Consider the following 19,429-nt stretch of genomic DNA (forward strand, 5'->3'; position numbering starts at 1 on the left):
CAGACAGCTGTCTGTCGGTTCCCGGCTGTTACCCCTCTGTTTCGACAGGAGATGTACCGCCGTCTTGCGGTTGGGGTGGCGAAGTTTCACATTCACCACGGTGCGTCTGACAGCCGCAAGACGCGGGACGGAAGGCGGTTCGAGATGAAATGAAGGGGTTCGAGGCGCGGGAGCAGTCCACATGCCAGTTCGGGCGGACGCTGTTGCGGGTCTCGAAAACCGCCGGAGAAAAAGTCTGGAATCGTCGCGTCGGTAGTAGTCCTTAGGACTCGGGCTACTCGTTCAGCAGGCCGTCTTCTTCGACGCGCATGACGCCCTCGCCGTCTGGGAGGTTCGGCGCGTCGACGAGTTTGACGATGCGCTTGTTCCCCTTGGACTTGCGGAGGTACATTCGGAACGTGGAGGTGTGGCCGAGGATGTTGCCACCGATGGGCTGGGTCGGGTCGCCGAAGAAGGAGTCCGGGTTGGAGGCGACCTGGTTCGTGACGACGACGGCGGTGTTGTTGAGGTCGCCGACCCGCATCAGGTCGTGGAGATGCTTATTGAGCTTCTGCTGGCGGTCGGCGAGTTCGCCACGCCCGACGTACTCGGCTCGGAAGTGGGCGGTCAGCGAGTCGACGGCGAGCAGGCGGACGGGGAACTCCTCGTCCTGACTCTCGCTTGCGATTTCCTGGGCCTTCTCGGCCAGGAGAATCTGGTGGTTGGAGTTGAACGCTTTCGCGACGTGGATCTTCTCCAGCACGGAGGCGACGAGGTCATCGAGCAGGTCCTCATCGGTGGGGTCTGCGTCGTCCCCCTCCTCGACGATGCCGTGGAGGACCATCGTGTCTGCCAGTACCTCGTCGGCGAGGCCCTTGACCATCTGTTCGATACGCTCCGGTCGGAACGTGTCCTCGGAGTCGACGAAGATGGCGCTGCCTTCCAGTCCGCCGTGTTCGGCCGGCAACTGGACGTTGACCGAGAGCTGGTGGGTTACCTGGGACTTGCCGGCCCCGAACTCGCCGTACACCTCGGTGATGGACTGGGTCTCGACGCCGCCGCCGAGCAGGTCGTCGACCTCGTCGACACCCCACGAGAGCTTCCCGATCTGCTCGCGGCGTTCGAGCACCGTCGACCCGGTTTCGAAGCCGCCGATGTCGGCCGCTTCGCGTGCGGCCTGGATGATGTCTGCCGCCGACGACTCGCCGATGTCGGCCGTATTCGACAGTTCGCCGGGGGAGGCGACCGCAATCCCCTGGTATGAATCGTAGCCGTTGTCTTCGAGTTTCTCTGCTGTCGCCGGACCGACACCCGGCAGCTCTTCGAGGTCCTCACTTGCGGACATGGACGTGCCTTGTGCGTCCGGGGGTATAAAGCCTCGTTAACACCAGAGTGAAAGTGAAAGTGTAGGACGGCAGCGGTGTCGTTCGAGACGGAATCGGGAGTTTTAGATGGGAAAGGGGAAAGAGCGCGTCGTCCTACTCCCAGGGGTGGTAGCCGGGACGGTCGGGCCACAGCGGATACCAGTACTCCTTGTCGCCTTCCACGGTAATTTCGTCGCTGAGGTTGCTGTCCAGTTTGAACTCCGCGGACGTGTTGCGTTCGTGGCTGTCGTGAGGGTCCGGCGCGAACGGGTAGTACGCGCCCCGGCGGAACGAGTACACCCAGTAGACAGTCTGGTTCTCGCGCGCGTGCTCGAACGCGAACAGCGCTGCGAGCAGGCGCGACCCGTAGCGCCGCTCGACGAGCGTGTCCGCGGCGAAGTGGATCGACGTGAGCAGGTCCTCGAAGTCGTCGTCGTGCAACACGACCCACTGGTAGCCGTGGTCGTCGGTCTCGAAGGTCGCCCGCGTGCCCGTCTCGACCATCCCGGCGTCGAGAATAGATTCGACCTCGTCGACGGCGTCCTGGAAGTCCGTGCTGTCGACGTCGGCGAAACACAGTGCCGCCTCGCCGGTCGGCTCGTACCCCAGGTCGGCCTCCATCGTGACGTAGGCGGTACTCATCCCGAACAGGTCGTCGGGGTCGGCGTCGCGTGTCGCGTCGGCCTCGGCTTTCACCCCGAGGACGCTCTTGAGTCCGTCGAGCAATCCCATATGCGAGCCTCTACGGGCCGGGGACCAAGGTGGTTTGTGTCTCTGGCGGGAGGAGTCGGATTCAGGAACAGGTAGTAGAACAGCCAGAAAACCCCGCCCTGTAGCTGATTGAGCAGCCGAAACGGTGGGACTGAAAGGGGCGAGACGCTGGGCGTACGAGACGACGTAAGCACTGGAGCGAATGGAATGAGCGAAGCGCGCAGCGAGTGTGCGGCGCTCCGCGCCGCGACTACTCGAACGGCGAGCGAAGCGAGCCGTGAGAGTCACAGGAGCCCAGCGTCTCGGGGCTTTCTGGCTCTATGCAGTAGCTACTGCGAGACGGCACACTCCGTCATACCTGACAGTCAGAAAACTAGCTATTTCTAGCGGCCTTCGAGTTCGCGTTCGAGGTCCTGCAGGCGGTCGATACGTTTCTTCGTCGACGGGTGGGTACTGGCCAGGCGGCCGATCCACCCGACGTCGATGGGGATGATGAAGAAGGCGTTCATCTCCGCCTGGTCGCGCATGTCCTCCTTCGGAACTTTGTCCATTTGGCCGTCGATCTTCATCAGCGCGTTGGCGAGGGCGGCGGGCTTGCCGGTAATCATCGCGCCGCCGCGGTCGGCGGCGTACTCGCGGTAGCGGCTGAGCGTCCGGATCAGGAGGAACGAGATGACCCAGACGACCAGCGAGATGAGGATGGCGACGATGACCGGTACCTGCTGCCCGCCGCGCTCCCGGCCGCCGCTGAACAGCCAGCCCCAGCGGACGATGAGGAAGGCGATGGTCGAGAGGAACGACGCGATGGTCATCACCATCACGTCACGGTTCTTGATGTGGGCCAGCTCGTGGGCCAGCACGCCCTCCAGTTCGTCCTGATCGAGCGTGTCCATGATGCCCGTCGTCACGCAGACGGCCGAACTGTCTTTCGACCGGCCGGTGGCGAAGGCGTTGGGCACCCGAGAGTCGGCGACGGCGACCTTCGGCTTCGGGAGGTCGGCCTGCTGAGCCAGGCGGTCGACAGTCCGGTGGAGTTCGGGGTACTCTTCCGGTTCGACCGTCCGGGCTCCCATCGAATACAAGGCGAGCTTGTCGCTGAAGAAGAACTGCGCACCGAGGAACAGTCCCATGACGACCACGATAAGCGCGAGGTTCTCGAAAGCCACAACGAGCACTCCGAGGAAGACGATGTACAGCGCGAACAGCAGGAACATCGTCAGGGCCATTCGGCCGCGGAGCCCCCAGTCTGTTTGCCACTCCATGCCCAGTGATAGACGGTCGACACTCTAAAACCTCGCTATCGTGGGAAAGTGCCACACGTCGGGGCCAGAGGACCGTCAGCGGGGCAACTGTCCACACACATTTACTCTCAGGGCAACAACCGGATGCATGAGCGACACAGTCGTCGTCACTGGCGGGCGCGGGCGCTCCGGGCGTTGGATTTGCGACCACCTCGCCGGCGAGTATCGCGTCGTCTGCGTGGACCTGGACCACCCCGGATGGGAGATTCAGACGCGGGAGCACATTGATTTCAAGGCTGCCGACGTGACTGAAGGGGTGGAGGTCCGTGATTTGTTCAGCGAAATCGACCCGGACGCTGTGGTCCACTGGGCCGCGTTGCCAGCGCCGGAGCGCCACGCGGGCTCGCGGGTGTTCGACACCAACGTTTCGGCGACGTACAACGTCATCGACGCGGCGGGTCGGGCCGGCGCGGACGTCGTCTGGGCGTCCTCCGAGAGCGCCTACGGACTGGCCTTCGCCGAGGAGACGCCGCTCCCGGCGTATCTCCCGATAGACGAATCGCATCCGACTGCGCCGGAGGACCCGTACGGCACGTCGAAGGTCGCCGGCGAAGAAGTAGCGAAGATGGTCGCCCGGCGCGATGGGATCGACGTGGCGTCGATACGGCCGTCGTGGATTCAGTACCCCGGCGAGTACAACTGCCGGGACGTGGCCACGGGGGACCTCGCCGGCGGCACCGGTAACTGCTGGTCGTATGTCGATGTGCGCGACGTGGCGACAGCGGTCGCGGCGGCGCTCGATGCCGACATCGGCGGTCACGAAGCGTTCAACGTCGCCGCCGCCGAGAACTACGTCGGCCGGCCGACGGCTGACCTCGTGGAAGAGCAGTGGGGTGAGCTTCCCGCAGAGTGTGAACTGGACGACGACCAGTCGGCGCTCTCAACTGCGAAAGCGCAGGGCCTGTTGGACTGGGAGCCGGAATACGACTGGCGTGAGGCCGTCGACGCCGACATTGCAGCGCCGACCCTCACGGGTGAGTGAGCGCTTGGGAGCAGTGCTGGACCTGCCGACGGCGTCCTGCCGCGGCGGCGGAACACACGGCTTAAACAGTTCAGTACAGTAAGGCCGGTAATGAGCCGGTCGGGAGAGTTCTGTCCACGCTGCGGTGACGAAATACCGGAGGGCACTGACGAGCGCCCGGAGCTTGCGGGTGCCGGCGGCCAGCGCAACTCCGAGCACGTCCTCTGTGACGCCTGCTACTTCGAGGAGTTCGACTTGGTGGACGCCCCCGACACCATCCAGGTTCGGGTCTGTTCGCGGTGCGGCGCGGTCCACAAGGGGAACCGCTGGGTCGACATCGGCGCGGAGGACTACACCGATATCGCCGTCGAGCAGGTCAGCGAGGCGCTCGGTATCCACGTCGACGCCCAGTCAGTTGCCTGGCAGGTCGCCCCCGAACAACTCGACAAGAACAACATCCGGATGCACGCGGAGTTCTCCGGCGTCATCCGCGGAACGCCAGTCACCGAGGAAGTGACCGTCCCCGTCCGCATCTCCCGGCAGACGTGCAAGCGCTGCGGGAAGATCGCCGGCGGGTCATTCGCCAGCATCGTTCAGGTGCGGGCCGACGGGCGCGACCCGACCGACGACGAGCGCGAGCGGGCCGAAGAAATCGCAGAAGAGTACATCGCCGCCCGTGAAGCGACCGGCGACCGCAACGCCTTCATCACCGAGACGAAGTCCGTCGACAACGGGCTGGACATGAAGATCTCGACGAACCAGATGGGGCTTGGCATCGCCAAGCGCATCACCGCCCAGCTCGGCGGGTCGTACTCCGATTCGCGGCGTCTCATCTCCGAAGACGAGGACGGCCAGGAGCTGTACCGGATGACCTACGCCGTCCGCCTGCCACGGTACCGCCAGGGCGAGGTCATCGACCCGGAGGACGGCGACGGGCCGGTGCTGGTCCGTTCGGTGCAGGGGAACCTCAAGGGCGTCCGCCTGACGACGGGCGAAGACTACGAGGCCAGTTTCGAAGAGGGCGAAACGCCCGACGCCCGCCGCCTGGGGTTCCGCGAGGACGCCCAGACGACCACTCTCGTCGCCGTCGAGGACGACAACGCCGTCCAGGTGTTAGACCCCGAAACCTTCGAGAGCAAGACCGTCCCGCGGCCGGACTACCTCGACACCGACACCGACACCGACGAAGTGCCGGTGCTGAAGAGCCACGCCGGGTTGCACATTCTCCCGGCCGAGGGAGACAACACGGATACCGATGAGTGAGGACGGAGCCAGACGCGAGTCGAGCGAGACGGACGACCAGCAGCTAGCCGCTGTCGTCGCCAAGCCTCGCTCGCAAGTCGCTATCGAATCTTTGCGGGCCGAGGGCGTCTACGACGATACCAGAAGCATCACCGAGTGGACCGCGGACAGCGTCGCGGTTCCGGTGACGGCTCCGCCACAGGAGACGCAGTTCCGGGAGGTCGTCCGGCAGGTCGGCGAGCGCCGTCTCCGAACGCTCGATGACCACCTCCGGGAGCGCGGCTGGAGCGACGAGGAGATCGCTGCCGCGCCGAGTTCCTGGGCCGTCCTCGGCTCCGTCGTGCTGGTCGACATCGGCGACAGCCCTCGGCCGGCGGAAGTCGGCGAGGCGCTGCTGGCGCTCCACGGCGAGGCCGAAACGGTGCTGGCCCGTCACGGCATCTCCGGCGAGCACCGCGAACCCAGCGTCGAAGTCATCGCCGGCGACGGCGACACTGAGACGGTCCACACCGAACACGGCACGCGCTACGCGATGGACCTCGCCGAGGTTATGTTCTCGCCCGGCAACAAGGCCGAGCGGGCGCGGATGGGCGACATCGTCGCGGCAGACGAGCGGGTGCTGGACATGTTCGCCGGCATCGGCTACTTCACGCTCCCGATGGCCCGTGCCGGCGCGCAGGTCACCGCCGTCGAGCGCAATCCCACGGCGTTTCGCTTTCTGGTCGAGAACGTCATGCTGAACGATGTGGACGAGCGGGTCCACCCCTACCGGGCCGACTGCCGGGATGTCGTTCCGGGCTTCGCCGAGGAGGCACTCGCCGACCGAATCGTGATGGGATACTACGAGGCCTCCGCGCCGCGCGCGGATGACAGTCGGGCTCCGCCCGACGCTTCCCACGAGTACCTCGACAGCGCGCTCGACGCGCTCGCGCCCGGCGGCGTCCTCCACATGCACGAGGCCACGCCGGACGCGCTCGTGTTCGACCGTCCCATCGAGCGACTGGAGGCGGCCGCCACCGAGGCCGGCCGGGACGTCGAGATTCTGGATACCCAACGCGTCAAGGAGTACAGCGAGGGCGTCGCCCACGTTGTCGTCGACGCTCGGGTGCAGTAGGGCGTCTTTACGCACGCAATCCAGACAAGTGAGAACAGGTAGCATGCCCCGGGCAGACGGTCGTAACGCCTAATTAGGCGAGTAGTCAAGGGAACGGCATGGACAGACAGCAGATTATCGCCATCATTCTCGTCGGTCTGATGGTCGGGTCGTCGGTGGTCTACGGGTTAGCCTTCGCCTTCTTCTAGTCCCACACGTCCGAAAGCGGGTGGTTTCCGTCCCCGGACCGCGAGCGCGAGCGGTCGTGCCGGCGTTTGGTCCCCGAACTGAGCGCAGAAAGCGCCTGGTCCGGTGCGAACCGTGGCAGGTCGGGCGCTGAGAGGCGGTCGACCTGCGCACGGAACCAGTCGGGCATATCGTGCTCGGCGCGCTCAAACAGGTCCAGCAGCGACGAGTCCGCGAGGTAGGTCGCGCCATAGTCGTCGGGCGCGCGGACGACGCGGCCACAGGCCTGGATGACCGTCCGCAGTGCCGTCCGGTAGTACCAGCCCCACTGGTCGTCTTCGAGCCGTCGGGCGACGCGGGAGTCGCGGGTGTTTGGATAGGGAGCCTTGCACAGCACCTGCCAGCGACAGAGATCGCCCTCCAAGTCGAGGGCCTCCTCCATCTTCACCGAGAGGAACACGTCGGGGTTGTCGCTGCGCTTCCAGGCGGACAGCGCCCCGTCTCGGCCGTCTTTATCATGGGTGCGGACGCGAGCGCCGACGCCGAAGTCGTCGAGGAGGTCCTTCAGTTGCTCCTGAATAGCGTAGGAATGGCAGTGAATGAGCCCCTTCTCGTCCGTGTGCTGTGCCATGATGCGAACGACGGTCCGGGCGATGTCGGGCAGCGTGTCGTCGCGGTGCTCGTAGGTCATCTTCCCCTGGGCCACGTCGTACAGCGGCCGGTTCTCGACGGGGAAGGTGTGGCCGACCTCGACGAGCGCGACGTTACTGGGATCCAGACCGACGTTCGCACAGAACGCCTCCTTGTTGAGGATGGTCGCCGACAGCAGAGCGAAGCGGTTGCCCCGGTCCCAGACGGTGTGTTTGAGGTAGCGCTCGGGGTTCATCGGCTTGATCGTCACCGGGGCGTTCTCGCCGTCGGCCTGGTCGACGACCCAGGTGGTCGCGCTCTCGGTGTCGGTGTAGTCCTCGCGGAACCACCCGAGGTCCTGTCGGAGCGTGTTCAGCGAGTCACGTTCGGCCACCTCGTCGCCGGTGAGTTCCGCCTTGTTCCGCAGTTCCTTCACCCGGCGCTCGGCGAGGTGTTCGACCCGTTCAGTGAAGGAGACGGCCTCGTCCAGGCCGTCGATGTCCGGCACGTCGATGTCGTTCCACATCGGGATGGACTGCGGCGAGAGGTCGATGGTGGCGTACATCTCCGCCCACTCGCCCAGGCCGTGGGCCTCGTCGATAACGACCACGTCGCGCTTGCCGAACACGTCGCTGCCGGCGGTCTGCATGAAATAGGCCAGTGTCATCGCGGCGATGCGGCGGTTCGAGGCGATGGCGCGGTCCGAGAAGTACGGACAGCGGTGTTTGACCTGGCAGTCGAACTTCCGTTCGCGCACGCACGGGGCCTGGTTCACCGGCGTGTCCGTCTCGCCGGGGAGGATGCAGTCGTAGTTGTTCTTCCCGCGGATGACACAGAGGTCCTCGAGCAGAGCGTCCTCGGCCACGTCGTCCAGCTGGGAGACCTGCGGTGTCGTGTAGTAGGCGTCGACGACCTGTTCCGGGGCGGCCTCACCCGCGGTCCGGGCACAGCCGGCGATAGCCCGAGCGAGCAGGGACTTCCCGCTCCCAGTCGGCGCGCGAACGAGGACCACGTCCTTGCCGCTCTCAAAGGCCGCACGGATGTCAGCGAGGGCCTGCTTCTGGTTGCCCCGGTAGGACGGGGCCGGGAACTCGTCGGTAATCCGCGCGGGGTACACGCGAGAAAGCAACGGACGAGGCGGCCTAAACCTTTCTTGTCGTTGGATGAGCGTCGGCGGCTAGCCGAGATGACGGGGGTGTGTCGTGTTCACAGGCACACGGTCGTGGTACTGATACTCTCGGAACTCTTATACATATACCCCCTGTACGTATATTTGCAATGGCAAACGGTAAGGTTGATTTCTTCAACGACACAGGCGGTTACGGTTTCATCTCGACTGAGGACGCGGACGATGACGTTTTCTTCCACATGGAAGACGTTGGCGGCCCTGACCTCGAAGAAGGCGAGGAGATCGAATTCGACATCGAACAGGCCGACAAGGGCCCCCGCGCGACGAACGTCGTCCGCAACTAAGGCAGATTTCCGGTCGCCTTTGGGCGACCACATCTGACACTTGTTCTTATCTGAAGTCACTCGACGAACAGCGCGTACAGCACGGCACAGAGCCCTGCGACGGTCACGAGACCCCTGACGAGCAACACAATGCCAGCCCCAGCGCCCGCCCAGACAGCGATGGTGGCAGTGGCGTAGACGCCGGCGGTCAGCGACCCGATTCCGACGGCGAGCCACCACATCTTCGGCGCATCGTTACGCCGGTAGCCCCGGTAGGCCAGCGACGCGACGAACAGTCCGACGACGGCCGTCAGGGCTCGCGAGAGTTCCGCGACGGCGTCCGGCGCGAGCAGGTCGAACGGGACCGTCACGACGACTCACCCCCGTAGACGGTCCACAGGATCGTTCCGAGCCCGAGCAGTTCGCAGGCGCTCACGAGGAGCGAGCGCCCGACGACACCGACGCCGGTGGCCGTGGGGAGCGCGATGCGGAGGATCTCCGGTACAGTCGTGAGCAGGAGAAGCCCGACGGCGAGCGTCAGCATGCCCGTCCGACCCGGCCCGCGACGATAGCCGTGGACGAGGACGACAGCGATGGCGGCCGAGAGCAAGACGGAGAGTATCGACAGCGCGACGACGGCCAGCGCAATTTCCGGATCGGTCCCACCCGTGCGTATCTGCAGTAGCGTCGCGAACATCTCAGGACAGCCCCTCGAACAGGTCGGTGAATCGGTCCGCCGGGTCCGACGAGGACCGCGTGACAGCCACGTCGTACGACCCGTCGGCGAACGTGACGGTCACGTCCTCGACGGTCGCGACATAGCGCTTGTAGTGGTGTCCGTCGGGGTCGACGGCCTGCCGTTCGGCGACGAGGTCGGCGGCTTCCAGTCGGTCGAGGCGGCGGTACGCCGTCGGGTCGGACATCTCGCAGGCCGTACAGAGTTCGGAGACGGACATCGGTCCGGTGGTGAGTTCGGCGATGATGGCCCGCGCGTACTCGTCTTCGAGCAGCGCGAGCAGTTCATCGTCGCCGACCGCGTCCATGCTCGCTGAAAGCGAGCGAGACGCAATAAAATCGGTCCACTGGCTTCCGAATCAGAAGCAGTGCCCGCGGTGATACGTCGGTCCCGGCCGGTCGTCCGGACATGCCACCGAAGTCACCGGAGCAAAGAGACAGCCGGACGACCCCGAGCGTCGTCGAGCGGACTGTCTCTCGCCTCGTCTGGCCGATCTGGAACAGCGCGGACGGCAGGCTCAGAGCGCCACTGCGTGCGGTTCTCCCGGCGGTACTGTCGTTTCTCGCCCTCGCGGCGCTACAGAGCGTCGTTCGGGCCCGATTCACGCACCCCATCCGAGAACCGCTCGAAGCGGCCGGGATCGGGGCAGTCCTCGTCGCCACGGTGTTCGTCAGCGCGCGGGTCCTCGACCGCCGACCTGTCGGCGAGTACGGCCTGTCGCTCGACCGTCACTGGTGGCGGTCATTCGCCGTCGGCGGGGCGATAGCGACCGTGATCAATGCCGGCGCGCTCGCCGTCGCAGTCGGCGTGGGCTGGGCCACTGTCGTCGGCGTCGCGGAGGGAGCCGGCGATCTCCCGTTTCTGCCGGCGATGGCCGTCGTCTTCACCTACGTCGCCCTCGCGTCGGCGTGGGAGGAGATCGTCTTCCGCGGGGCGATGCTGAAGAACCTCGCCGAAGGGGCCGACGGGCCCGTCCCGCGGTGGGCCGCGGTCGGCGTGGCGGTGCTCGCGAGTTCGCTCGTCTTCGCCTTCCTGCACGGCGGGAAGGTCGACCACCCGAGCCAGTACGGCTATTACCTGCTCGCCGGACTGGTCCTGAGCGGCGCGTACGTCCTCACCGGCGACCTCGCCCTCCCGATCGGCTTTCACGCCTGGTACAATTTCACCCAGAGCGCGGTGTTCGGTCTCGGCCACTCACAACGGACGCCCGAGCTAATCGCAGTCGATATCGTCGGCCCCGCACGCTGGGTGGGCGAAGAAGGGATCGTCTACTCGCTCTTCGTGGTCGTCGGCGGCCTCCTGCTACTGACGTTTCTCCGCTGGCGCGACGGCCGCCTTGGAATCGACGAGCGCGTGACGCGGTGGACGCCCGGATTCGAACGGGAGACGTGACGACTTAGAGGGCGGCCACGTCCGCCGCCGTCACCTCGCGGTCGTCGGGAAGCTGGTCGATGCAGTCGTAACAGAGGAAATGCTCGGTGTCGTCGCCGAGTTCGAGGACGATGCCCTCGGTCGGTCTGGACTCCTGCGACCAGATGTTGGCGATACCGCCGGCTATCGAAACGTTCGTATCGCACCCGTCGCAGGCTCTAGAGGCCATTAGCGAGTTTTTATGCGCTGTATACACTTCAAGGTAGCTGGCCCCTTCGAACAGTTCAGTACAGTTAACTCTCGACATACTTTTGTCGTCCGATGGCCACCGTCCAGATAATGCAAATACTGGTCACAGGGGGTGCCGGGTTCATCGGCGGCCACCTGGCACAGCGGTTCGCCGCCGACAGCCACGATGTGGTCGTATTGGACAACCGCGACCCGTTCTACGATCTGGATATCAAGCAACACAACATCGAAGCTGGACAGGCGGCCGCCCGGAACAGCGACGGGAGCTACGAGTTCATCGAGGGCGACGTGCGTGACGCGGAGCTAGTGACGGACCTCGTCGCCGACGCCGACTACGTCTACCACCAGGCCGCCCAGGCCGGCGTCCGCCCGAGCGTCCAGAACCCCCGCAAATACGACGAGGTCAACGTCGACGGCACGCTGAACCTCCTCGACGCCTGCCGCGACGAGGGCATCGAGCGGTTCGTGATGGCGTCCTCCTCCTCCGTTTATGGCAAGCCAGAGTACCTGCCCTACGACGAGCAACACCCCACGACGCCCGTCTCACCCTACGGCGCGTCGAAGCTCGCCGCCGAGCGCTACGCCTGCGCCTACAGCGAGGTGTACGACCTGCCCGCCGTCGCGTTGCGATATTTCACCGTCTACGGCCCGCGGATGCGCCCGAACATGGCCATCTCGAATTTCGTCTCCCGGTGTCACAACGGCGAGCCGCCGGTCATCTACGGCGACGGCACGCAGACGCGCGATTTCACCTACATCGAAGACGTCATCGACGCAAACATGACGCTGCTTCACGAGGACGCCGCCGACGGCAAGGCCGTGAACATCGGCTCGACGGACAACATCGAGATCAAGACGCTCGCGACGGAGATCCGGGACCAGATCGACCCGGATCTCGACCTGGTCTACGAGGAACGCCACGACGCCGACGCCGAACACACCCACGCCGCGACCGACCGCGCCGAGGAACTGCTCGGCTACGACCCGGACCACACCATCCGGGAGGGCGTCGCGAAGTTCATCGACTGGTACCGCGACAACCGCGACTGGTACGAGCCGCTCGTTCGACAGTCCTGACGGGCGACACGAACAGGCCACGGTTTTAACCCCGTCCCGTCCTGCAGGAAGGGTATGCACGTCCTCGTGACCGGTGCGACGGGGTTCGTCGGGGGCCACCTCGCCCCGGCGCTCCTCGCGGCCGGCCACAGCGTCCGCGCGCTCGTTCGCGACCCGAGCGAGTACGCCCCGCCCGACGGCGTCGACGTGGCGACAGGCGACCTGCTCGACGCGGGCAGTTTCGACGCCGCCCTCGCCGGAATCGACGTCGCGTACTACCTCATCCATTCGATGCGTGCCGGGACCGACTACGCCGAGCGGGACCGGCGCGCTGCGCGGAACTTCCGTCGGGCGGCCGACGCGGCCGGCGTCGACCGAGTCGTCTACCTCGGCGGCCTCGGCGAGGACGACGAGACGCTGTCCGAGCACCTCCGGTCGCGCCGCGAAGTCGAGTTCCTCCTCAAGGAGGGCGAGTACGACCTGACGACGTTCCGGGCGGCCATCATCATCGGCGCGGGCTCAGCGAGCTTTCGGATGATACGCGAACTGACGACGCGGCTACCAGTGCTGGTGACGCCGCGTTGGGTGCGCACGGACTGCCACCCAATCGCTATCGACGACGTCATCGCGTACCTGGTCGACGTGCTCGACACGCCGGAGACGGCCGGCGAGACCTACGAGATTGGCGGCCCGGAGGTGTTGACCTACGCGGAGATACTGCGGCGGACAGGGCGAATCATGGGCACGGGCGAGCCGAAAATCGTGCCAATACCGGTGCTGACGCCGAAGCTGTCTGCGTACTGGGTCGGTCTACTGACCGACGTGCCATCGAGCGTCGCCCGGCCACTCATCCACGGACTGAAGACGCCAGTGGTCGCGGACACCGAGGCCGCTCAGGCACAGTTCGCCGTCGACCTGACGCCGTTCGCAGACGCGGTCAGGCTGGCCCTCAGTGAACCGCGGAGTCGCGAAACGGCGCAGGCGGCCGCGGCCACGGGTGGTGCAGGCAGATGAGCGGGGATAGCGCCCGTCCGGAATACGGCGAAACGTGGGTGTACGAGAGCATCATCGGCGCGCTGCCGGGGATTCGGCTACCGACGTGGGCAGCGATGGCGATTCAGCTGGTGATCTTCGAGGTCGCCATCGTCGGCCTGTCGTGGTACTACGACGTCTGGAGCGCCGCAATCGCCGGCACGGTCGTCGTGTTCGTCGCCACCATCGGGAGCGCGGAGATGCTCCGTATCAGTACGCTCATCCGCCGCATCGACGTGCCGCCGACCTACCGCGCGCTGTTGTTCGCCTCGAACGTCGAGGTCGTGCTCTCCGTGCTCGCGTACGTCGCGCTCCTGACTCACCTGTTCGTCTTCGACCCGCAAGTCAGTTCGATGCCGCTGCTGGACCAACTGTTCGGCTCAGAACCGCCGGTACTAGTGGTGTATCTAACGCTGCTCATCCTCTGGGACGTGAGCTACCGCATCGGGACGGGCTGGTGGGCCAGCGTCACGGGTCTGTGGCGATCAGCGCGCTACCGGTTCGACCCCGAGACGGCGCGGGTGTTCATCCGGGCCGACCTGGAGATCTGGGGCTTTGGCGTCCTCCAGCTCGTGCTCGTTCCGTTCGTGCTCGACCAGCCGGTACTGCTCGCGGCGCTGGTCGGCCATGTGATAGCCGTCACAGCCGTGACGGCCGCCTCTGTCGGGCTATTGCGCTACCGGTCGAGAACGGCCGCCGTCAGTCAGAGTTGATCTGCTTGAACTGGTCGAGCAGCTCTTCTGTCGACTCGTCACCGTCGTAGTCAACACTCCCGTGGTACGTGCTCCGGTCGTCGTCTTCCGACAGGTCGACCTCGCTGTTCTTGCGTTCACGGCGTTCGTGTTCGTCGTCGTCGTACGCTCCCATCGACATAGGTTACCACGGTGAAACTTGGCTGGTAGTGACTATCAATGTAACGGTGGTCCCAGAAACCGTACCACACGACCTACAGAGTGTGCGAGCAGTCCGAACCGGGGTGTCTCGATAGGGCGGAACGCCCAAGACCACTGACCGTCTACACGGCCCTGTGGCTGGTCCCTTACGTCTGCGACGGTCGAACGAGCGATGGAGCGAGAAGCGGGTCCGGACAGACCTGCTGACACCGCTGCAGAACACCTTCGGTGCGACGATGAACGGTCCGTGGTTCGCCCCGCCGGAGGGGTGGGCCGCGCGCCGACTGGAGATGGACAACGGCGACCTCGCACTGTTTTGCTGGAACGGCCAGCGCGCGTACTGGGTCGGGAACACCGAGACCCCGGAGACGCTGTGGCGAACGGAGAAGTACACGTTCGACGAGGTGCCCGACGAGATTAGCGAGTGGGTCCAGCGTGAGCTGTTCGCCCAGTTAGAGGTGGAGGACCCGTGGCTCACCGAGTACGAGACGCTGGCGCACTTCTTCCTGCCCGTGTTTCTCTCGAAGGACGGCCGGGAGTCGACACGGACGTTCTTCCGGGACCACGCCAGCGGCTTCCCGGACGCCGACCGGGCGGACGGGCTGGCGTTTTACGACGACTTCCTCGCGACTGGCGAACTCGACGACTACCGCTACACGATGGCGAGCAAACTCGGGACCAGCGAGGGCTTTGACCTCTCGCGGATGCGAGCGACGATGGGCGAGTTCAACGTCGCCAAACTGCTCGTCGACGCGGGCAACGACATCAGACCCGAGGTCGAACTGAACTCGGGCCACTCCGTCGATTTCCGAGTCGAGGACACGCTCGTGGAGGTCACCCGCCCACGGCCGCCGTCCCGACGGCAGGTCAACACCGGTATCGCCGCGGTCAAAGCATCGGGTGACGCGAAGACTCGCGACCAGCTAGCGGCCCACCCCGGAGCCGTCCTCGTCGTCGACTGCAGTTCCTTCCCGGACGACGACTGGCGGCGGGTCTACGGCGAACAGCCCGATGTCGGCTACTCGCCGACCATCGTCTTCCGCGCCCGGCCGGACGGCAGCATGGAAGGGTACGCCTACGGCTCGGTTCCGTTCCCGCTCCCGTTGTAGTCAGTTCGCAACTGACGGTAGGTCGCGTTATCTTCCCCGAAATTCGGGGCGTAACATATAACGCGCCGGACGGGCAACACTGAGAGAGATAGCCGTGGTGGACGACACAGAGCAATCGGGGACCAGCGGCGCGGGTCAGTCGGTTTCCGAGGTAATGGACCGGCTCGAATCGCTCCGGTCCGAAGAAGAAGAACGTTCCGAGAGCGCCACCGCCGGCGTGTTACTGGACCAGTTGCAGGAGGTCGAACAGCGACTATTGGCCTTCGGCGAGGCGCTGGGCGGGACCGCCGATACCGTGACAGACCTCCCGTTTACCGAGGAAGCCGGGCTGGACCACATGCCCGAGCCGCTGTACGTCCGCCACGACACCGAGATGCTGAATCAGGTCACGTCCTGGCTCCTGCAGGACCAGCACATCGGATTAGTGAGTCCCTACGGCACCGGAAAGACGGCCTTCCGGGAAATCGTCCTGCGTGACCTTTCGAAACACGAGGGCTTTGTCATCACGCATCTGGACAATCCACGCGAGACGACGCCGCGAAAACTGTACCAGACAGTGCTAACCGCCGCCTACGCCGCGGGCTACTCCATCGACCAGCGCAACTACTCGCAGGTCCGAGACGGGATTCCGTGGGCGACCGCTGAAGCGAAAGACGCCGTCCACGAAATCGTCCGTCGCGTACGCGAGGACGGCAAGACGCTTCTGCTGGTCGTCGACGAAATCGAGGTGCTGGAGGCGGACCTGCTGTCGCCGCTGCAGGTGGCCGGCGACGCCGGCGTCCGGCTGTTCCTCACCGGAACACCGGAGGGGAAGCGGCGGGTGGCGGAGATCCGGGGAACGCTCGACTCACGGCTTCGCTACTACGAGGGCATCGACCCGTTCTCGTCGGACGACGTGGCCGAGTACGCCGCTCGCTCGCTGGCGTACTTCCGGGGCGACCCCTACGAGGGGCAGGCCCCGGACCTGTTTACGCGGGCCGCAATCGAGGACATCCACGAGCGGACCGAGGGCAACCCCCGTGAGGTCCGCATCGAGTGTCGCGAACTGTTCACCAGAGCGGCGTTTGTCTGGTACCGAACCGGCCAGGACATCTCTCGCATCCAGATTACCCCCGAACTGCGCCACCGGCGGTTCGGAATGGGCCGCTGAGCGCCCCTGAAAGGGTATATAAACCACCTACGTGATACGGTATCACACCGACGAGTGTGGCATGTAGTCGGGCGATACAGCGTCCGGCACCACAGCTTTTATATAGAATCACATTCAATCATCGTTTGACTATGGCTCAACAGCAGATGGGCAACCAGCCCATGATTGTACTTTCCGAGGAGTCCCAGCGGACATCCGGAAAGGACGCGCAGTCGATGAACATCACGGCCGGGACGGCCGTCGCCGAGGCCGTTCGGACGACACTGGGTCCGAAGGGCATGGACAAGATGCTCGTCGACAACTCGGGCTCAGTCGTCGTCACGAACGACGGCGTCACCATCCTCGACGAGATGGACATCGAGCACCCCGCCGCCAACATGATCGTTGAGGTCGCCCAGACCCAGGAAGACGAAGTGGGCGACGGCACGACCACGGCGGTCGTCATGGCCGGCGAACTCCTCTCGAAGGCCGAGGAACTCCTCGACCAGGACATCCACGCCAGCATCCTGGCTCAGGGGTACCGCCAGGCCGCAGAGAAGGCCAAGGAGATTCTCGAGGACAACGCCATCGACGTCGACGCCGACGACACGGAGACCCTCGAAAAGGTCGCCGCGACGGCGATGACCGGCAAGGGCGCGGAGTCCTCCAAGGACATCCTCGCCGAACTCGTCGTTCGCGCCGCACAGTCCGTCGTCGACGACGACGGCAGCGTCGACACAGACAACATCCAGATCGAAACCGTCGTCGGCGGCGCAACCGATGAGTCCGAACTCGTCGAAGGCGTCATCGTCGACAAGGAACGCGTCCACGACAACATGCCGTTCGCCGTCGAGGACGCCGACGTGGCCCTGCTCGACACGGCCATCGAGGTTCCGGAAACGGAACTCGACACCGAAGTCAACGTCACCGACCCCGACCAGCTCCAGCAGTTCCTCGACCAGGAAGAAGAGCAGCTCAAGGAGATGGTCGATCAGCTCAAAGAAGCCGGTGCTGACGTCGTCTTCTGCCAGAAGGGCATCGACGACATGGCCCAGCACTACCTCGCTCAGGAAGGCATTCTGGCCGTGCGCCGCGCCAAGAAGTCCGACATCGAAGCGCTCTCGCGCTCGACCGGCGCGCGCATCATCTCGAACATCGACGACATCGAAGCCGACGACCTCGGCTTCGCCGGCTCCGTCGCCCAGAAGGACATCGCCGGCGACGAGCGCATCTTCGTCGAGGACGTCGAGGACGCCCGCGCTGTCACGATGATCCTCCGCGGCGGCACCGAACACGTCGTCGACGAAGTCGAGCGCGCCATCGAGGACTCGCTCGGCGTCGTCGCCGCTACGCTGGAGGACGGCAAGGTCCTGCCCGGCGGCGGTGCCCCCGAGACGCAGCTCGCCCTCGGTCTCCGAGACCACGCCGACTCCGTCGGTGGCCGCGAGCAGCTCGCCGTCGAGGCCTTCGCCGATGCCATCGACGTCATCCCGCGCACTCTCGCGGAGAACGCCGGTCTCGACCCGATCGACTCGCTGGTCGACCTCCGAAGCAAGCACGACGGTGGCGCAGTCACCTCCGGGCTTGACGCGTACACGGGTGAGGTCGTCGACATGGAAGAGGACGGCGTCGTCGAGCCCCTCCGTGTCAAGACCCAGGCCGTCGAAAGCGCAACCGAAGCAGCCGTCATGATCCTCCGCATCGACGACGTCATCGCTGCTGGCGACCTCAAGGGTGGCCAGGGCGACGACGACGAGGACGAAGGCGGACCCGGCGGCCCAGGCGGCGCGCCCGGCGGAATGGGCGGCGGCATGGGCGGCATGGGCGGCGGTATGGGCGGCATGATGTAAGCGAGGTTTCGAAGAAACCTCGGCACGCCGAGCGGGGAACAGAGCGGGACCGAAGGTCCCGCAGGCAGTCGGGCGGCATCGCCGCCCGACGACGAAGTGACCCGCGAGGCAAGCCACATTGGCGAAAAAGGCGGAATCGCCGCAAAGCGGCGATTCCGAGAACCGCGGCCTTCGGCCGCGGATGCCTGCCTCGCCCGTCGACCTCGTGAAGAATCGGTGCGATTCTCTATTTTTGTTTTCAGTATAGGTGGATAACGACGCTATGACGATAGCGTAGCCGCGGTGAACGCCGTCTCGCCCCTAAGAATCCTACTATCACGAAGTAGACGCCACGGTCAAACCGACGTATCCCTTTGAGTCGGTATGGACCTGACACGGACCGAACGGCGGTTGCTGTGGGTCGGAACAGCACTAGCGGGCGCGCTTCATCTGCTCGTTCCGGGGCTGTTACTGTCGCTGGCGCGGCTGGGCTATCGCTGGGTGCTGTCGGTGGAGTTCACGCCACAGGACGGGGCCCATCGTCGGGTCAGGCTGCTTGGCGTTGGGAACCTCGTTGTTGCGGCGGTACTGAGACGGCTACTCGACTGAAACGACGGCTACTGCACGGCAGACTCAACGTATGCGACAGCCTCGGCAGGGGTGTCGACGTGTTCGATGGCGTCGCCGTCGGCCACGCCGTCGAGGCGGTGGGTACCGAGCCCGGCGACTGGGCGATTTATGTCGAGGGCGTGGCCGAGTTCCGAGAGCGTTCCGGTGCCGCCGTCAACGGCGATGACGGCCGCGCCGTTCATCACGACGAGGACGTTTCTGGCGTTTCCCATCCCCGTCGCGATAGCTGTCTGGACGTAGTCGTTCGCGTCGGCCCGGCGCTCGCCGGGTAAAATACCGAGAGTGTGACCGCCCGCCTCGCTCGCACCGCGACAGACGGCTTCCATCACACCCGTGAGACCGCCACAGACGACGTCGTGGCCGTGCTCACCGAGTAGTTTCCCGACCTCGCGTGCCTGTTGGTACTGTTCGTCGGTAACTGTCGAGCCGCCGATGACCGAGACGCGCATAGCTGGTCGTGCAACGGGAAACAGAAA

Annotated in this window: 22 protein-coding genes; 12 read left to right on the top strand and 10 right to left on the bottom strand. The window is 65.3% G+C overall.

Translation table 11 applies throughout. The annotated features are described in order from the left end of the window. Positions 1–274 precede the first annotated feature (274 nt). From radA to htpX, 3 genes are all read right to left on the bottom strand, one after another. Positions 275–1,324, bottom strand: coding sequence for a DNA repair and recombination protein RadA (gene radA, locus AV929_RS00270; protein WP_014039191.1), 1,050 nt, complete (start codon positions 1,322–1,324; stop codon positions 275–277). Positions 1,325–1,457: 133 nt separating this feature from the next. Continuing rightward, positions 1,458–2,075 (bottom strand): hypothetical protein, encoded by a 618-nt coding sequence (locus AV929_RS00275; protein WP_014039190.1) that lies wholly within the window; start codon positions 2,073–2,075, stop codon positions 1,458–1,460. Between the two features lie 362 nt (positions 2,076–2,437). Continuing rightward, the gene (gene htpX / locus AV929_RS00280) at positions 2,438–3,316 is read right to left on the bottom strand and encodes a zinc metalloprotease HtpX (RefSeq protein WP_014039189.1); all 879 of its coding nucleotides are present in this window, start codon (positions 3,314–3,316) and stop codon (positions 2,438–2,440) included. 127 nt (positions 3,317–3,443) lie between these two features. Here htpX and AV929_RS00285 point away from each other — a divergent pair, with 127 nt between their 5' ends. The 3 genes from AV929_RS00285 to AV929_RS00295 all read left to right on the top strand — a co-directional run bounded on the left by AV929_RS00285 (position 3,444) and on the right by AV929_RS00295 (position 6,672). Continuing rightward, on the top strand, positions 3,444–4,337 hold the full coding sequence (locus tag AV929_RS00285) for an NAD(P)-dependent oxidoreductase (protein ID WP_064287066.1): 894 nt from the start codon (positions 3,444–3,446) through the stop codon (positions 4,335–4,337). 90 nt (positions 4,338–4,427) lie between these two features. Then, a complete protein-coding gene (locus tag AV929_RS00290) occupies positions 4,428–5,579 on the top strand; it encodes a 60S ribosomal export protein NMD3 (protein ID WP_064287067.1) in 1,152 nt (383 codons plus the stop codon). After that, on the top strand, positions 5,572–6,672 hold the full coding sequence (locus tag AV929_RS00295) for a class I SAM-dependent methyltransferase family protein (RefSeq protein WP_064287068.1): 1,101 nt from the start codon (positions 5,572–5,574) through the stop codon (positions 6,670–6,672). Before AV929_RS00290 ends, AV929_RS00295 begins: the two co-directional genes overlap by 8 nt. A gap of 184 nt (positions 6,673–6,856) precedes the next feature. Here AV929_RS00295 and AV929_RS00300 read toward each other — a convergent pair whose 3' ends face one another. Further along, positions 6,857–8,584 carry an ATP-dependent DNA helicase gene (locus tag AV929_RS00300; RefSeq protein ID WP_064287069.1) on the bottom strand — a complete coding sequence of 576 codons (1,728 nt, stop codon included), beginning with the start codon at positions 8,582–8,584 and terminating at the stop codon, positions 6,857–6,859. 161 nt (positions 8,585–8,745) lie between these two features. Between AV929_RS00300 and AV929_RS00305 the strand changes: the two genes are divergently transcribed. After that, positions 8,746–8,940 (top strand): cold-shock protein, encoded by a 195-nt coding sequence (locus AV929_RS00305; protein WP_004516469.1) that lies wholly within the window; start codon positions 8,746–8,748, stop codon positions 8,938–8,940. A gap of 56 nt (positions 8,941–8,996) precedes the next feature. On the opposite strand, the gene AV929_RS00310 is transcribed toward AV929_RS00305, so the two are convergent. Genes AV929_RS00310 through AV929_RS00320 form a run of 3 tightly spaced genes read right to left on the bottom strand, consistent with a single transcriptional unit; the run spans position 8,997 to position 9,962 of the window. After that, complete coding sequence (locus AV929_RS00310) at positions 8,997–9,290, bottom strand: hypothetical protein (RefSeq protein WP_050037374.1); 294 nt, start codon at positions 9,288–9,290, stop codon at positions 8,997–8,999. Beyond that, positions 9,287–9,616, bottom strand: coding sequence for a hypothetical protein (locus AV929_RS00315; RefSeq protein WP_014039183.1), 330 nt, complete (start codon positions 9,614–9,616; stop codon positions 9,287–9,289). The genes AV929_RS00310 and AV929_RS00315 overlap by 4 nt, the downstream gene beginning before the upstream one ends. A gap of 1 nt (position 9,617) precedes the next feature. Then, on the bottom strand, positions 9,618–9,962 hold the full coding sequence (locus AV929_RS00320; RefSeq protein WP_050007576.1) for a winged helix-turn-helix domain-containing protein: 345 nt from the start codon (positions 9,960–9,962) through the stop codon (positions 9,618–9,620). A 101-nt stretch (positions 9,963–10,063) separates the two neighbouring features. Here AV929_RS00320 and AV929_RS00325 point away from each other — a divergent pair, with 101 nt between their 5' ends. Continuing rightward, a complete protein-coding gene (locus tag AV929_RS00325) occupies positions 10,064–11,047 on the top strand; it encodes a CPBP family intramembrane glutamic endopeptidase (protein ID WP_014039181.1) in 984 nt (327 codons plus the stop codon). A gap of 4 nt (positions 11,048–11,051) precedes the next feature. On the opposite strand, the gene AV929_RS00330 is transcribed toward AV929_RS00325, so the two are convergent. Continuing rightward, positions 11,052–11,255: a hypothetical protein gene (locus tag AV929_RS00330; protein WP_008306949.1), complete on the bottom strand. Its 204-nt coding sequence runs from the start codon at positions 11,253–11,255 to the stop codon at positions 11,052–11,054. Positions 11,256–11,365: 110 nt separating this feature from the next. Here AV929_RS00330 and AV929_RS00335 point away from each other — a divergent pair, with 110 nt between their 5' ends. The 3 genes from AV929_RS00335 to AV929_RS00345 are packed head-to-tail and all read left to right on the top strand — an operon-like array spanning position 11,366 to position 14,076. Beyond that, on the top strand, positions 11,366–12,352 hold the full coding sequence (locus AV929_RS00335) for an SDR family oxidoreductase (RefSeq protein ID WP_044951575.1): 987 nt from the start codon (positions 11,366–11,368) through the stop codon (positions 12,350–12,352). A 54-nt stretch (positions 12,353–12,406) separates the two neighbouring features. Next, positions 12,407–13,345 (top strand): NAD(P)H-binding protein, encoded by a 939-nt coding sequence (locus AV929_RS00340; protein ID WP_050037372.1) that lies wholly within the window; start codon positions 12,407–12,409, stop codon positions 13,343–13,345. After that, positions 13,342–14,076, top strand: coding sequence for a hypothetical protein (locus AV929_RS00345; protein WP_064287070.1), 735 nt, complete (start codon positions 13,342–13,344; stop codon positions 14,074–14,076). The genes AV929_RS00340 and AV929_RS00345 overlap by 4 nt, the downstream gene beginning before the upstream one ends. On the opposite strand, the gene AV929_RS22140 is transcribed toward AV929_RS00345, so the two are convergent. Further along, the gene (locus AV929_RS22140) at positions 14,063–14,236 is read right to left on the bottom strand and encodes a DUF5786 family protein (protein ID WP_004516474.1); all 174 of its coding nucleotides are present in this window, start codon (positions 14,234–14,236) and stop codon (positions 14,063–14,065) included. The genes AV929_RS00345 and AV929_RS22140 overlap by 14 nt on opposite strands. Positions 14,237–14,390: 154 nt before the next feature. On the opposite strand from AV929_RS22140, the gene AV929_RS00350 reads away from it, so the two are divergent. The 4 genes from AV929_RS00350 to AV929_RS00365 all read left to right on the top strand — a co-directional run bounded on the left by AV929_RS00350 (position 14,391) and on the right by AV929_RS00365 (position 18,932). Then, positions 14,391–15,365 carry a DUF5784 family protein gene (locus AV929_RS00350; RefSeq protein ID WP_050037371.1) on the top strand — a complete coding sequence of 325 codons (975 nt, stop codon included), beginning with the start codon at positions 14,391–14,393 and terminating at the stop codon, positions 15,363–15,365. Between the two features lie 154 nt (positions 15,366–15,519). Next, on the top strand, positions 15,520–16,515 hold the full coding sequence (locus AV929_RS00355) for an AAA family ATPase (RefSeq protein ID WP_064287071.1): 996 nt from the start codon (positions 15,520–15,522) through the stop codon (positions 16,513–16,515). 146 nt (positions 16,516–16,661) lie between these two features. Next, positions 16,662–18,344 carry a thermosome subunit alpha gene (gene thsA, locus AV929_RS00360; RefSeq protein WP_008306969.1) on the top strand — a complete coding sequence of 561 codons (1,683 nt, stop codon included), beginning with the start codon at positions 16,662–16,664 and terminating at the stop codon, positions 18,342–18,344. Positions 18,345–18,707: 363 nt separating this feature from the next. Further along, positions 18,708–18,932 carry a hypothetical protein gene (locus tag AV929_RS00365; protein ID WP_014039173.1) on the top strand — a complete coding sequence of 75 codons (225 nt, stop codon included), beginning with the start codon at positions 18,708–18,710 and terminating at the stop codon, positions 18,930–18,932. 8 nt (positions 18,933–18,940) lie between these two features. Here the strand turns inward: AV929_RS00365 and AV929_RS00370 are convergent, their stop codons facing one another. Further along, positions 18,941–19,402, bottom strand: a complete 462-nt coding sequence (locus tag AV929_RS00370) for a TIGR00725 family protein (protein ID WP_014039172.1) — start codon at positions 19,400–19,402, stop codon at positions 18,941–18,943. Positions 19,403–19,429: the final 27 nt, after the last annotated feature.

Source organism: Haloarcula sp. K1, from assembly GCF_001647155.1.
GTDB classification, from domain to species: Archaea; Halobacteriota; Halobacteria; order Halobacteriales; family Haloarculaceae; genus Haloarcula; species Haloarcula hispanica.

Bases quoted from the DNA above. Each gene is read 5' to 3' on its own strand.
- radA (WP_014039191.1), bottom strand. From the start codon at position 1,324: ATGTCCGCAAGTGAGGACCTCGAAGAGCTGCCGGGTGTCGGTCCGGCG.
- AV929_RS00275 (WP_014039190.1), bottom strand. From the start codon at position 2,075: ATGGGATTGCTCGACGGACTCAAGAGCGTCCTCGGGGTGAAAGCCGAG.
- htpX (WP_014039189.1), bottom strand. From the start codon at position 3,316: ATGGAGTGGCAAACAGACTGGGGGCTCCGCGGCCGAATGGCCCTGACG.
- AV929_RS00285 (WP_064287066.1), top strand. From the start codon at position 3,444: ATGAGCGACACAGTCGTCGTCACTGGCGGGCGCGGGCGCTCCGGGCGT.
- AV929_RS00290 (WP_064287067.1), top strand. From the start codon at position 4,428: ATGAGCCGGTCGGGAGAGTTCTGTCCACGCTGCGGTGACGAAATACCG.
- AV929_RS00295 (WP_064287068.1), top strand. From the start codon at position 5,572: ATGAGTGAGGACGGAGCCAGACGCGAGTCGAGCGAGACGGACGACCAG.
- AV929_RS00305 (WP_004516469.1), top strand. From the start codon at position 8,746: ATGGCAAACGGTAAGGTTGATTTCTTCAACGACACAGGCGGTTACGGT.
- AV929_RS00315 (WP_014039183.1), bottom strand. From the start codon at position 9,616: ATGTTCGCGACGCTACTGCAGATACGCACGGGTGGGACCGATCCGGAA.
- AV929_RS00320 (WP_050007576.1), bottom strand. From the start codon at position 9,962: ATGGACGCGGTCGGCGACGATGAACTGCTCGCGCTGCTCGAAGACGAG.
- AV929_RS00325 (WP_014039181.1), top strand. From the start codon at position 10,064: ATGCCACCGAAGTCACCGGAGCAAAGAGACAGCCGGACGACCCCGAGC.
- AV929_RS00330 (WP_008306949.1), bottom strand. From the start codon at position 11,255: ATGGCCTCTAGAGCCTGCGACGGGTGCGATACGAACGTTTCGATAGCC.
- AV929_RS00335 (WP_044951575.1), top strand. From the start codon at position 11,366: ATGCAAATACTGGTCACAGGGGGTGCCGGGTTCATCGGCGGCCACCTG.
- AV929_RS00340 (WP_050037372.1), top strand. From the start codon at position 12,407: ATGCACGTCCTCGTGACCGGTGCGACGGGGTTCGTCGGGGGCCACCTC.
- AV929_RS00345 (WP_064287070.1), top strand. From the start codon at position 13,342: ATGAGCGGGGATAGCGCCCGTCCGGAATACGGCGAAACGTGGGTGTAC.
- AV929_RS22140 (WP_004516474.1), bottom strand. From the start codon at position 14,236: ATGTCGATGGGAGCGTACGACGACGACGAACACGAACGCCGTGAACGC.
- AV929_RS00355 (WP_064287071.1), top strand. From the start codon at position 15,520: ATGGACCGGCTCGAATCGCTCCGGTCCGAAGAAGAAGAACGTTCCGAG.
- thsA (WP_008306969.1), top strand. From the start codon at position 16,662: ATGGGCAACCAGCCCATGATTGTACTTTCCGAGGAGTCCCAGCGGACA.
- AV929_RS00365 (WP_014039173.1), top strand. From the start codon at position 18,708: ATGGACCTGACACGGACCGAACGGCGGTTGCTGTGGGTCGGAACAGCA.
- AV929_RS00370 (WP_014039172.1), bottom strand. From the start codon at position 19,402: ATGCGCGTCTCGGTCATCGGCGGCTCGACAGTTACCGACGAACAGTAC.